We start from the raw sequence: 12,308 nt of genomic DNA, 5'->3' as shown, positions 1-12,308 counted from the left end.
TATACTTCAATTTATAAATCTAAATATAGAAAAATGATAAATTATTTTTCTATCGGAATACGTTAAGGAGCAGATTGTTATGAAAAGAGTACTCTTAAAACTTAGCGGCGAAGCACTTGCCGGAGATAAAAAAACAGGGTTTGATGAAGCTACTTGTATCGGAGTGGCAAAGCAGGTCAAAACTTTAGTTGATGAAGGTTATCAGATTGCGATTGTAACAGGAGGAGGTAACTTCTGGAGAGGTCGTACAAGTGAAACAATTGACCGTACGAAAGCAGATCAGATTGGTATGCTTGCAACAGTTATGAACTGTATTTATGTATCAGATATTTTCAGACATGTAGGTATGAAGACAGAGATTTTCACACCATTTGTATGTGGAGCATTTACATCATTATTCTCAAAAGATGCAGCACTTGCTTCATTAGAAGAAGGCAAAGTAATTTTCTTTGCAGGCGGTACAGGACATCCATATTTTTCAACAGATACAGGTGCAGTACTTCGTGCAATCGAGATTGAAGCAGATGCAATGCTTCTTGCAAAAGCAATCGATGGAATTTACGACAGTGATCCGAAGGTGAATCCGGAAGCGAAAAAGTATGATGAGATTTCAATTCAGGATGTTATTGATCAGAAGCTCGCAGCAGTTGATATGACAGCATCCATTCTTTGTATGGAGAATAAGATGCCGATGCTTGTTTTCGGACTGAATGAAGAGAACAGTATTGTTGAGACAATGAGTGGAACATTTACAGGAACAAAAGTAACTGTATAAGAAAGGAATTAATAAGATATGAACGAACAATTGAAAGTATACGACGACAAGATGACGAAATCAATTAACAGCCTGAACAGTGAGCTTGCTACAATCCGTGCAGGACGTGCGAATCCACATGTATTGGATAAGCTTGCAGTAGATTATTATGGTTCACCAACACCAATCCAGCAGGTTGCTAACGTATCTGTACCAGAAGCTCGTATGATCCAGATTCAGCCATGGGAGAAGAGCCTGCTTAAGGAAATCGAAAAAGCAATCCTTGTATCTGATATCGGCATCAATCCTACAAATGACGGAACAAGCATTCGTTTGATCTTCCCAGAGCTTACAGAAGAGCGAAGAAAAGAGCTTGCAAAAGATGTTAAGAAAAAAGGAGAAGGCGCAAAAGTTGCAATCCGTAACATTCGTCGTGATGGAAACGATGCGTTCAAGAAATTAAAAGGAAGTGATATTTCAGAGGATGAGATTAAAGATCTGGAAGAACAGCTTCAGAAATTAACAGATAAATACATCAAAGAAATTGATGTAGCAGTAGATGTGAAGACAAAAGAAGTCATGACTGTCTAATTATATGGAGGGGCGCAGTTATTGCAGCCCCTCTTATGCTGTATGTACTTAGCAAGGAGGAAAACTATGAATGTACCACAACATGTAGCCATTATTCTGGATGGAAATGGACGTTGGGCAAAGGCAAAAGGAATGCCTAGAAATTATGGACATGCACAGGGAAGTAAGAATGTAGAGCGTATCTGTGAAGAAGCGTGGAGAATGGGAATTAAATATCTGACTGTTTATGCGTTTTCTACAGAGAACTGGAATCGCCCAAAATCAGAGGTCGATGCTTTGATGACATTACTTCGTAATTATATGAAAACATGTCTGAAGACAGCGAAGAAAAACGATATGAAGATTCGCGTGATCGGAGATATCGCCCCTTTAGATGATGATATTAAAAAACGTATCCATGAATTGGAAGAAGCAAGTAAAGATAACGGAGGATTGAACTTTACAATTGCATTAAATTACGGAAGCCGTGATGAAATTGTCCGTGCTGTGCGAAAAGTAGCTCAGGATTGTGTAGATGGTAAAGTAGATCCGAAAGATATAGATGAAAAATTGTATAGTTCATATTTAGATACCTGGGATATTCCAGATCCGGATCTGCTGATCCGTACAAGTGGAGAACAGCGTTTGTCAAATTATCTGTTATGGCAGCTTGCTTATTCAGAGTTTTATTTTACAGATGTTCCATGGCCTGATTTTACAAAAGAGGAATTGATCCGTGCAATCGAACAATATAATAATAGAGATCGTCGTTTCGGAGGAATAAAGGAGGATCAGAATGTTTAAGACACGTTTGTTGAGTGGAATATTATTAGTGATCATTGCGTTGATCACAATTATTTCAGGTGGAAATATTTTATTTGGAACTGTTTTAGTTATCAGTCTGATCGGACTGAGTGAACTTTACAAGGTGTTCAAAATTGAAAAAAAACCATTGGGAATATGTGGGTATTTATTTACCATAGGATATTATGTTTTGTTATACATGAGTTCCTTGTTATCAAAAGGTAATCATGACTGGTTTATGATGTTGTTCTTAGGATATTTAATCTGTCTTATGGCAATTATGGTTTTCGCATATCCAACATATCATGCAGATCAGTTGATGGCTGCATATTTTGGATTGTTCTATGTTGCTGTTATGCTTTCATATATCTATCAGATCCGAATTGAAGTTGGCGGAGTATTTAAAGTATGGCTTGTATTTATCTGTGCATGGGGATGTGATACATGTGCATATTGTGTCGGTATGTTGATCGGAAAACATAAAATGGCACCGGTACTAAGTCCAAAGAAATCTGTAGAAGGTGGAATCGGCGGAATTGTCGGAGCAGCGTTGATCGGAGTTCTCTATGCACTTGCAATCAATAAATGGGGCGGTGCAGGCGTCGGTGTTGCTGAATTTGCAATTATCGGAGCAGCAGGCGGTGCGATTTCACAGATCGGTGACCTGGCAGCTTCTGCGATAAAGAGAAATTATAATATTAAAGATTATGGAAAGCTGATACCGGGGCATGGTGGTATCCTGGATCGATTTGACAGTGTTATTATTACAGCACCATTGATATATTTCTTGTCTAATATTTTGTAAATATAAGAAAAAGTATGTAGCAATATGCGAGATATAATTTAGATATAAAGAGAATAATAGGTGAGTATAATGAAAAAAATAGCAATATTAGGTTCAACAGGTTCTATAGGTACACAGACATTGGAAGTGGCAAGAACAAATGGAGATTTGGATGTCGTTGCTTTGGCAGCGGGGAATAATATAGAACTTTTGGAAAAGCAGATTCGAGAATTTCATCCAAAACTGGCTGCTGTATGGAATGAAAAGAAAGCAGCTGAATTAAAGAATAATATTCAGGATTTGAATGTTAAGGTTGTGACAGGAATGGATGGTTTGCTTGAGGTAGCGGCAATAGAAGAATCTGAGATTCTTGTAACAGCAATTGTGGGGATGATAGGAATCCTTCCAACGATCGAAGCTATCAAAGCCGGAAAAGATATCGCGCTTGCCAATAAGGAAACTCTTGTTACAGCAGGACATATTATCATGCCTCTGGCAAAAGAATATGGGGTATCAATTTTACCTGTAGACAGTGAACATAGTGCAATATTCCAGTCTCTACAAGGAGGACAGGAAAAGGCATTACACAAAATCTTACTGACTGCTTCCGGAGGTCCGTTTAGAGGAAGAAAGCGTGAGGAACTGGAGCATATACAGGTCGAAGATGCATTAAAACATCCGAACTGGGCAATGGGAAGAAAGATTACAATTGATTCTTCAACCATGGTCAATAAGGGGCTGGAAGTTATAGAAGCAAAATGGCTGTTTGATGTAAATGTAGATCAGGTGCAGGTGGTTGTACAGCCACAAAGTATTATCCACTCAATGGTAGAATATGAGGATGGAGCGGTGATCGCACAGTTAGGTACACCGGATATGAAGCTTCCAATCCAGTATGCATTATATTACCCAGAGAGAAGATATTTACCGGGGGAAAGATTGGATTTTGAAACATTGACTCAGATTACATTTGAGAAACCGGATATGGAAACATTTTATGGATTGAAACTTGCTTATGAAGCAGGAAGAATCGGTGGCTCGCTTCCAACAGTACTCAATGCTGCGAACGAAAAAGCGGTTGCAATGTTTTTGAATCGTGAGATTCGATATCTGCAGATTCCAGAAATTATCCGGGAGTGTATGGAGCATCATAAAAATATTGTAAATCCAACAATACCGGAAATTCTGGCTACAGAGCAGGAAACGTATGAATATATTTTAGCAAAATATAAAGGTGGTAATTAATGGGTATAATCATTGCGATTTTATTATTTAGTGCAATTGTAATTTTTCATGAATTAGGTCATTTTTTGCTTGCCAAAGCAAATAAAATCCGAGTCGATGAGTTCTCATTGGGCATGGGACCGACATTGATCGGGAAGCAGATTGGAGAGACAAAATTTTCTCTGAAATTGCTTCCTTTGGGCGGTGCATGCATGATGGGAGAGGACGATGCGGATGATACAGCGGAAGGTAGTTTTAATAGTAAATCCGTCTGGGCAAGAATTTCTGTTATTGCAGCAGGGCCGATATTTAATTTCATACTGGCATGGATTCTTTGTATTATTCTGGTTGGATGGATTGGGTATCATTCACCGGAAATAGGTGCAGTAGAAACAGGGTATTCCGCTGCGGAACAAGGATTACAGGCAGGGGATGTTATCACAAAGATCAATGGTCATAGTATTCATTTGTGGGAAGAAATTACATTGTATAATTTTTCAACAAAAGAGGGCGATTCATTGTCTGTCACATATGAACGTGATGGAAAAACGCATACCGCAGAACTGGTGGCAAAACAATTGGAAAATGATTCCTATGCCAGACTTGGTATCGTAAGTATTGGTGAGCGTACAAAACCGGGGATTTTCGGAACATTAAAATATGGTGCCTATACAGTGAAATACTGGATATCTTATACTTTCGAATGCTTAAAAATGTTGCTTAGCGGACAGGTTGGAATCAATCAGATGTCAGGACCTGTCGGAATCGTATCGGTAGTAGATAATGCATATCAACAGGCAAAACCAGCGGGAATGCAGGTGGTATGGCTGAATATTTTAAATATCGGGATTTTGTTGACAGCAAACTTAGGTGTGATGAATCTCATACCATTTCCGGCATTAGATGGTGGACGCTTGATATTTTTGTTTATCGAAGCCATTCGAGGAAAACGTATTCCGCCGGAAAAAGAAGGAATGGTTCATTTTGCAGGATTCGCATTGTTAATGATATTAATGGTGGTTGTTATGTATAATGACATTATGAGAATTTTCTAAAAATTGAAAATGATGGGACTCATGGACAATACGAAAAGGTTGTCTATGAGTTTTCTTATGTTCAAACGAAAGAAGAGGAATAAACCAATGAATATTTTAGAGCTTTTTATTTTAGCAGTTGGCCTTTCTATGGATGCTTTTGCAGTATCGATTTGCAAAGGATTATCACTGGGAAAGATCCAGAAGAAACATATGGCAATTGCAGGGGCGTGGTTTGGAGGCTTTCAGGCATTGATGCCATTGATCGGATATTTTGCAGGTCGTTTTTTTGCTGAAAAACTGACACAGTATGATCACTGGGTTGCATTTATACTATTGTTGTTTATCGGCGGAAGTATGATAAAAGAATCATTGTGTGAAGAGGAAGAGTCAAATGATGCAATGGATATAAAAACCATGTTTTTGCTTGCGGTTGCGACGAGTATTGATGCACTGGCAGTTGGCGTGACATTTGCTTTTCTGAAGGTTGCAATTTTACCTGCAGTTGTATTTATCGGAGTTGTAACATTTGTCTGTTCAGCGGTAGGAATAAAAATCGGAAGTATATTTGGAACAAAATATAAATCAAAAGCAGAATTATGTGGTGGAATCATTTTGATTTTAATCGGGTTGAAGATTCTGTTAGAAGGCATTGGAATTTTATAGAGGTAGATAAATGAAATCAGAACAAGGAAAAAATAAGAAAAAATCAACAGAACAGGCAGTCTGTCCAATCTCGAAAAAATGTGGAAGCTGTCAGTATCAGGGAATGTCATATCATAAGCAGTTGCAGAAAAAACAAAGACAGGAAGAGTCTTTGTTGGGTGGTTATGGAAAAGTAGAACCAATCATAGGAATGAAAAACCCATATTACTATAGAAATAAAGTGCATGCAGTGTTTGATCGCGACAGAAGGGGGAATGTCATTTCCGGAACATATGAAGCGAAAAGTCATCGAGTTGTACCGGTAGAAAACTGTCTTATTGAAGATCAGAAAAGCCAGGAAATCATTCATACAATTAAAAACCTACTGAAATCTTTTAAAATTAAAACATATGATGAAGATACAGGGTACGGACTGCTTCGCCATGTTATGGTCCGTAGAGGATTTAAAAGTGGGGAAATTATGGTAATCCTTGTTTTGGGTTCTCCAATTCTTCCATCAAAAAATAATTTTGTGAAAGCACTTCGAAAAGAACATCCGGAGATTACAACGGTTGTATTAAATGTGAATGATAAAAAGACAAGTATGGTTTTAGGTGAAAAAGAAAAACCGATTTATGGGACTGGATTTATTAAAGATGAATTGTGCGGATGTACATTTCGTATTTCACCAAAATCATTTTATCAGGTCAATCCGGTGCAGACAGAAATTTTGTATAACACAGCAATTGAGTATGCAGGATTGAAAGGAAAAGAAACAATTATTGATGCTTACTGCGGTATTGGAACAATCAGTCTGATTGCAGCAAAGCATGTAAAGAAAGTAATCGGGGTAGAGCTAAATAAAGACGCTGTAAAAGATGCCAAAATCAATGCAAAAGAAAATCATATCACAAACGCAGAATTCCGACAGGGAGATGCAGGTGAGTTTATGGTGAAGATGGCAGAGAATGATCAAAAGGCAGATGTAGTTTTTATGGATCCTCCGAGAGCCGGAAGTGATGTAAAATTCTTATCATCTGTTGTGAAGTTGAATCCGAAGAAAGTGGTATATATTTCATGTGGACCGGATACGTTGGCACGAGATCTAAAATATTTAACGAAGCATGGATATCAGGTGAAATGTATTCAGCCTGTGGATATGTTCCCATTTTGCGATCATTGTGAAACAGTAGTGCTTTTAGAACGAAAATAGGCGGCCTTATTGGGCGTGTGAAAAACCTTTGTTTTTTTACACGCCCAATTTGCTATCTACAGAAATATTATTTTTCGGAACAAGTGCTTCCGGAGCCGCAGCTTTGCTTGGATTAAAGAGGGTTTGTTTCGCTGATAAATACGAATAACAGGGGAGAGGTAGAGAACTTTACGCAGAATGTTTTTGGACCAGTGAGAGCTGGTCCTTTTTCAATTGACGATGACACAATAGAAATATATAATTAGTTGTATAATATAGTGTTCAAGAAAGTTAATGGAGGAAAAAACAAATGTTAGGAAAACCTAGGTTCAAGAGAGAAGATTTAGTGACTTTTAATTTCAACATCGAGGGAGAAATTCAAAAAATTGACGGAGTGATATATATCGTTGATGCATATGGAACATTTGAGCAAAATGAAGAACCTTCATATGATATAGAAGCAGTATATAGGGGTGAAGTTACATTGTTTAAGCATGTTCGTGAGTCTGAAGTTTCAGAGAGAGGAATGTAGTGCCGTATTATGGTTATAAATGAAAAGTGTAAAATATGTCAGATAAAACGAAATAATAATAGATATCCGGTTGGTGCAACAGAGAAAAAAATAAAAGAATATCAATATAAAGTTAATGAAATTGTAAAAAATAGTGATGGTTTAACTACACCACAGGTTGCCGAGCAAATGGATAATTTTCGTAAAGAACTCTTTGGTAACACAATGGATTACACGGAAATCAAACAGCATTATAATAAATTAATGCTGGATTATTTTCCGTACATGGAAAATAAAGTTAATACATCTGAAAATCATTTAAAAATGGCAATACAGTATGCAATGGTTGGAAATTATATTGATTTCGGAGCATTGGAAAATGTGAATGATATTGAATTGAAAGATAAATTGGATGAAGCAGTAAATATACAAATAGATTCTAATCTATTGACTGATTTTCACAAAGAGATAGTCAATGCTAACAGATTGGTATATTTTACAGATAACTGTGGAGAAATTGTAACAGATAGGTTATTGATTGCAACCCTTCGAGACATCAATCCTGATTTATATATATCCGTAATTGTAAGAGGAAAGCCGGTTTTAAATGATGCTACGTTAGAGGATGCAAAATATGTGCATATGGAAGATGTTGCACAAAAGGTAATTGGGAATGGTACGGGAATGCCAGGTAATGTTATCGGAGCAATATCTCAGGAAGCAATGGATGAGGTTGAGAACGCTGATCTGTTAATTTCTAAAGGCCAGGGGAATTTTGAAGGATTAAGCGGTTGTGGATTAAATATTTATTATTTTTTCCTATGCAAATGTGAAATGTTTATGAGACGTTTCGGTGTTGGACAGTTTACAGGGATTATGACAAGAGAGTAGGTTCTTAAATATTGAAAAGATGAGCACTTGCTTAATACGTAATATTAGAATAATCCAAAGATGCTGAGGCATTTATCCAAGAGGAGAGGAAGTAAAATGGTGAATTGTATTATAGTTGGAATGGGAGGATTTTTTGGAGCGATAGCTCGTTATCTAATTGGGCTGATTCCAATAAATCCGCAAAGTGGATTTCCTATAAAAACATTACTGATTAATATTGTAGGAGCATTCTTAATAGGGTTTGTAGTAGCTATTGGAGTAAAGAAAGACTGGAACCCGCAATGGATTTTATTCTTAAAAGTTGGCATTTGTGGAGGGTTTACAACATTTTCTTCTTTTGCATTGGAAACGAATCAACTATTGGAACGAGGCGCAGTTTGGTGGGCAATAATCTATGTCGTATTGAGTGTAATCGGAGCAATGGCAGCAGTGTATATATCGCAGTATGTAGTGATAAGATAAAGAGTTGAAAAACAGGCGGATTAACCATTGAATTTCCCAAAGAAATTAAAAATAATCGGATTTTATGTTTTACATAAATTTAACACAACTTTTACTTTTTCGAATTGATTATGTTAGGTCTTTTTGTTATACTGTACTACAATACTATTTGAGAGGAGGAATATTTAACATGGACGAAAGTGATAATGATTCTGAAGCGAACCAATTCAATAGAATTTTTATTTATATATCGCAAGGCATGGACTATGTATTCGGAACATAGACCATGTCTTTTGTTGCTTTTAAGTAAGTGTGATATTTAGATAATTTTATTGTAGAAAGGTTTTATTTATGAGTACATCAATTTTTATTCTTTTAGTAGTGCAGATTATTTTAATTATATTAAACGCGATTTTTGCGAGTGCAGAGATCGCTGTTTTATCAATGAATGAAACAAAGCTAGAACGAATGGCAGAACAAGGTAATGGTCGGGCAAAGAGATTAGTACGATTAACGCAAGAGCCGGCACGATTTCTTGCGACAATTCAGGTTGCAATCACATTGTCGGGATTTTTAGGAAGTGCTTTTGCAGCAGATAATTTCTCAGAACCTTTAGTTGATTGGGTTGTTGGGATGGGTGTGAATATTCCACGTTCTACTTTAGATACCATAGCTGTTATATTGATTACATTGATTTTATCATATTTCACGTTGGTTTTTGGCGAATTAGTTCCAAAGAGAATCGCAATGAAAAAATCTGAAGAACTGGCAATGGGAATTTCAGGATTGGTTACGGGAATCTCTATCTTATTTAAGCCAATCGTTTCATTTCTTTCAATATCAACCAATATTGTCTTGAAGATTTGGGGTATTGATCCAAATGAAACGGAAGATCAAGTAGGTGAAGAAGAAATACGTATGCTTGTTGATGCGGGAAGTGAAAAAGGAACAATAGATCATCAAGAAAAAGAGTTTATTCAAAATGTTTTTGAATTTAATGATATTATGGCTGGTACGATTGCTACACATCGAACAGATGTGACAATATTATGGATGTCTGATGATGTGAAGGAGTGGGATGAAACGATCCATAATACACGACATACCCTTTATCCCGTCTGTGGAGATTCGATAGATCATGTTATTGGTATTTTAAATGCAAAAGACTATTTTAGATTAAAAGAAAAAAGTAAGGATATGGTTATAGATTCTGCAATTTCTGAACCATACTTTGTTATGGAAACCACAAAAGCAGATGTGCTTTTTAAAAATATGAAACAATCGAAGCAATCTATGGCGATTGTATTAGATGAATATGGTGGAGTGGTTGGAATAGTGACTCTTTTTGATTTATTAGAAGAAATTGTTGGCGATTTAAATGATATTGAACCAATATCGTCGGAAGAAGAAACTGTTATTATAAGAATAAGTGATAACAAGTGGGAAGTGAAAGGAAATATACGATTAAGTGATATTGAAGACGCTATAGGTGTTACATTTACAGCAAAAGATTGTGATACATTTACTGGATTTGTATTTCGAAAATTTGGTATGGTACCGAAGGATGGGGATACAAAAATAGAATTAGAAATAGAAAATATGCATATAATCATTGATAAAATAAAAGAACATCAAGTTGAACATGCAATTATAGAAATTTTTAGATAAAAATTTTGAAATCACATTTGCAAATTATTTTTAGAAAGAAGTAAATATATCAGAAGAGTACATATATATTTTCGAATATAACAATGATAACAAAGCAACGAATAATATTTAAACAAAATTGATTAGAAATTGTCGAAGTTGAATGATATTGCGAGAAAAAAAGAGGAAGATGCACATTTGTTACTTTGAGTCATCTCCCTCTTTGATAATTTAGAGGTGTGGTGAGGCGTAATGAGAAGTCCTGCGTTTGTAACGTGTTTGCAACATCATATTCCAAGAATCCAGTAAAATCAAGCGTTCCCAGTTACGCAAACGTTAATTTCAGTTCGAAATGAGGGATTGCACCAACACAGTCAGCACCCATTTTAAGACCTTCTTCTACAAGCTCATCCCCGCCTTTGTATGCGTACATTCCTTCCTGAGGGAATGCAACAATTTGCAGATCAAGAAAGTCTTTTACTTCATCTCTTACTTCAAGTGCTGCCTTAAGACCTGTAAATGTCGGATCTGTCACATCAATATGAGTTCTGATAGCTTGAATACCATGCAGCATCTCCTTTTTTATTCCATTGTAAATGCGATCCTTCATCTGTTCGACAGACATGTTTCCTTTTGATTCACTCCATCGCCGGATTCCTTCAAAAAGAGTTCCGGATCCGTTTTCCTCACCAAGATTTGCTGTAAATACATAGTCAAGATGTAAATGTGGATCTACATATGGAGGAATCACCAGTTGTCCATTTAAGTCAACTTCCTCACATACGGTACTTTTTTCATAAGGTATGTCTGCTGAGATTTTCTTGGTAATTCCATCTTCAACTAATATAGAAACAAGTTCTTTTTGACCTTTTAGCCTTGCATTTTTAAATAATTTTATACCCTTCATACTGTATTCCTCTTTTCTCGTTAACAATAATGATTTGTTCTTTACGCACAAATCATAGCATCCTGTCAGAACACAGTCAATGAAATGAAAAATCAACGTTATTATTTTATTCTCGTGTACTAAAAAAGTCAAATCAATTTGTCTGTTACACACAAGTACCTTCCAGTCGAAAAATAAAACCGAGGTTAATCATGAGTGTTTTAGGCTCTGCGTGCGAAGATGTAATCAATATAAATATGAAAGATCTGGTCAAGCTTCTTGAACCGAAGTATATAGGAGTCTTTGAAAAGTCAATTTCAATATCCTTTTTTAGTGCGTAAATATAGGGTGAATGTTATAATAAAAGCAGATGAAGGATTTATGTTATATAGCGGAGTGTGAAACGAGGTGTAAATAATGTGGACAGAAAGAGAAAGGAACACAAATGAGAAAAGCAATTGTATATGTATCTGTGCATCATGGAAATACAGAAAAATTAGTAAAAAGCATAGCAGAAGAGTGCCGTGTTGATTTGATTGATGTTGTAAAACAGCCAGATGCAGATCTAGGCAGTTATGATATGATTGGATTTGCATCAGGAATCTATTTTTCGAAATTTCATCAGTCGATATTAGATTTTGCAGAGAAGAATCTGCCAGACAACAAAAAGGTGTTTCTGCTTTGTACTTATGGCGGAAGTGCAAATTATAAATCCATAGAGCAGATTTTACACAAGAAGCATTCTAAAGTGTTTGGAAAATTCGGATGCAAGGGTTATGATACATTTGGTCCATTTAAATTGGTTGGCGGAATTGCAAAAGGGCATCCAGATGAAGACGACATAAAAAATGCAGTTGAGTTTGTAAATGGATTGTAAATATTAGCTCCAGTATTTTGAGGTAAAAAAAGAAACAGAAGTAATCTG

Annotated in this window: 14 protein-coding genes; 13 read left to right on the top strand and 1 reads right to left on the bottom strand. The window is 36.2% G+C overall.

Annotation, left to right across the window (positions count from 1 at the left end; genetic code table 11):
• The first annotated feature begins 79 nt into the window (after positions 1–79).
• The 12 genes from pyrH (at position 80) to LQE94_RS02840 (ending at position 10,518) form a co-directional block, all read left to right on the top strand.
• Complete coding sequence (gene pyrH, locus LQE94_RS02895) at positions 80–775, top strand: UMP kinase (protein ID WP_022075444.1); 696 nt, start codon at positions 80–82, stop codon at positions 773–775.
• 18 nt (positions 776–793) lie between these two features.
• Entirely contained in the window at positions 794–1,345 is a 552-nt protein-coding gene (gene frr, locus LQE94_RS02890; RefSeq protein WP_022075443.1) for a ribosome recycling factor, read from the top strand.
• A 66-nt stretch (positions 1,346–1,411) separates the two neighbouring features.
• Positions 1,412–2,128, top strand: a complete 717-nt coding sequence (locus LQE94_RS02885; RefSeq protein WP_022075442.1) for an isoprenyl transferase — start codon at positions 1,412–1,414, stop codon at positions 2,126–2,128.
• Positions 2,121–2,933, top strand: coding sequence for a phosphatidate cytidylyltransferase (locus tag LQE94_RS02880; protein ID WP_022075441.1), 813 nt, complete (start codon positions 2,121–2,123; stop codon positions 2,931–2,933). The genes LQE94_RS02885 and LQE94_RS02880 overlap by 8 nt, the downstream gene beginning before the upstream one ends.
• Positions 2,934–3,002: 69 nt before the next feature.
• Positions 3,003–4,157 (top strand): 1-deoxy-D-xylulose-5-phosphate reductoisomerase, encoded by a 1,155-nt coding sequence (locus LQE94_RS02875; RefSeq protein ID WP_118688153.1) that lies wholly within the window; start codon positions 3,003–3,005, stop codon positions 4,155–4,157.
• On the top strand, positions 4,157–5,191 hold the full coding sequence (gene rseP / locus LQE94_RS02870) for an RIP metalloprotease RseP (RefSeq protein ID WP_240576941.1): 1,035 nt from the start codon (positions 4,157–4,159) through the stop codon (positions 5,189–5,191). Before LQE94_RS02875 ends, rseP begins: the two co-directional genes overlap by 1 nt.
• 87 nt (positions 5,192–5,278) lie before the next feature.
• Positions 5,279–5,836 (top strand): manganese efflux pump MntP, encoded by a 558-nt coding sequence (locus LQE94_RS02865; protein ID WP_240576940.1) that lies wholly within the window; start codon positions 5,279–5,281, stop codon positions 5,834–5,836.
• Between the two features lie 10 nt (positions 5,837–5,846).
• Positions 5,847–7,028: a 23S rRNA (uracil(1939)-C(5))-methyltransferase RlmD gene (gene rlmD / locus LQE94_RS02860; RefSeq protein ID WP_240576939.1), complete on the top strand. Its 1,182-nt coding sequence runs from the start codon at positions 5,847–5,849 to the stop codon at positions 7,026–7,028.
• 289 nt (positions 7,029–7,317) lie between these two features.
• On the top strand, positions 7,318–7,539 hold the full coding sequence (locus LQE94_RS02855; protein ID WP_022075434.1) for a hypothetical protein: 222 nt from the start codon (positions 7,318–7,320) through the stop codon (positions 7,537–7,539).
• 9 nt (positions 7,540–7,548) lie between these two features.
• A complete protein-coding gene (locus LQE94_RS02850) occupies positions 7,549–8,409 on the top strand; it encodes a damage-control phosphatase ARMT1 family protein (RefSeq protein ID WP_240576938.1) in 861 nt (286 codons plus the stop codon).
• Between the two features lie 96 nt (positions 8,410–8,505).
• The gene (gene crcB / locus LQE94_RS02845) at positions 8,506–8,871 is read left to right on the top strand and encodes a fluoride efflux transporter CrcB (protein WP_240576937.1); all 366 of its coding nucleotides are present in this window, start codon (positions 8,506–8,508) and stop codon (positions 8,869–8,871) included.
• Positions 8,872–9,201: 330 nt separating this feature from the next.
• A complete protein-coding gene (locus LQE94_RS02840; RefSeq protein ID WP_240576936.1) occupies positions 9,202–10,518 on the top strand; it encodes a hemolysin family protein in 1,317 nt (438 codons plus the stop codon).
• Positions 10,519–10,822: 304 nt separating this feature from the next.
• On the opposite strand, the gene LQE94_RS02835 is transcribed toward LQE94_RS02840, so the two are convergent.
• On the bottom strand, positions 10,823–11,404 hold the full coding sequence (locus tag LQE94_RS02835; protein WP_240576935.1) for an amidohydrolase family protein: 582 nt from the start codon (positions 11,402–11,404) through the stop codon (positions 10,823–10,825).
• Between the two features lie 424 nt (positions 11,405–11,828).
• On the opposite strand from LQE94_RS02835, the gene LQE94_RS02830 reads away from it, so the two are divergent.
• Positions 11,829–12,260 (top strand): flavodoxin family protein, encoded by a 432-nt coding sequence (locus tag LQE94_RS02830; protein ID WP_240576934.1) that lies wholly within the window; start codon positions 11,829–11,831, stop codon positions 12,258–12,260.
• The last annotated feature ends 48 nt before the right edge of the window (positions 12,261–12,308 follow it).

It is taken from the genome of Mediterraneibacter sp. NSJ-151 (genome assembly GCF_022487435.1).
GTDB classification, from domain to species: Bacteria; Bacillota; Clostridia; order Lachnospirales; family Lachnospiraceae; genus Schaedlerella; species Schaedlerella hominis.
Note: the sequence above shows the minus strand (reverse complement) of the source record. Positions and strands in the feature narration are given on the sequence as shown.

Excerpts from the sequence above, each read along its gene's own strand:
- LQE94_RS02885 (WP_022075442.1), top strand. The coding sequence starts at position 1,412 with ATGAATGTACCACAACATGTAGCCATTATTCTGGATGGAAATGGACGT.
- LQE94_RS02880 (WP_022075441.1), top strand. The coding sequence starts at position 2,121 with ATGTTTAAGACACGTTTGTTGAGTGGAATATTATTAGTGATCATTGCG.
- LQE94_RS02840 (WP_240576936.1), top strand. The coding sequence starts at position 9,202 with ATGAGTACATCAATTTTTATTCTTTTAGTAGTGCAGATTATTTTAATT.
- LQE94_RS02835 (WP_240576935.1), bottom strand. The coding sequence starts at position 11,404 with ATGAAGGGTATAAAATTATTTAAAAATGCAAGGCTAAAAGGTCAAAAA.
- LQE94_RS02875 (WP_118688153.1), top strand. The coding sequence starts at position 3,003 with ATGAAAAAAATAGCAATATTAGGTTCAACAGGTTCTATAGGTACACAG.
- pyrH (WP_022075444.1), top strand. The coding sequence starts at position 80 with ATGAAAAGAGTACTCTTAAAACTTAGCGGCGAAGCACTTGCCGGAGAT.
- rlmD (WP_240576939.1), top strand. The coding sequence starts at position 5,847 with ATGAAATCAGAACAAGGAAAAAATAAGAAAAAATCAACAGAACAGGCA.
- LQE94_RS02855 (WP_022075434.1), top strand. The coding sequence starts at position 7,318 with ATGTTAGGAAAACCTAGGTTCAAGAGAGAAGATTTAGTGACTTTTAAT.
- LQE94_RS02865 (WP_240576940.1), top strand. The coding sequence starts at position 5,279 with ATGAATATTTTAGAGCTTTTTATTTTAGCAGTTGGCCTTTCTATGGAT.
- LQE94_RS02830 (WP_240576934.1), top strand. The coding sequence starts at position 11,829 with ATGAGAAAAGCAATTGTATATGTATCTGTGCATCATGGAAATACAGAA.
- frr (WP_022075443.1), top strand. The coding sequence starts at position 794 with ATGAACGAACAATTGAAAGTATACGACGACAAGATGACGAAATCAATT.
- rseP (WP_240576941.1), top strand. The coding sequence starts at position 4,157 with ATGGGTATAATCATTGCGATTTTATTATTTAGTGCAATTGTAATTTTT.
- LQE94_RS02850 (WP_240576938.1), top strand. The coding sequence starts at position 7,549 with ATGGTTATAAATGAAAAGTGTAAAATATGTCAGATAAAACGAAATAAT.
- crcB (WP_240576937.1), top strand. The coding sequence starts at position 8,506 with ATGGTGAATTGTATTATAGTTGGAATGGGAGGATTTTTTGGAGCGATA.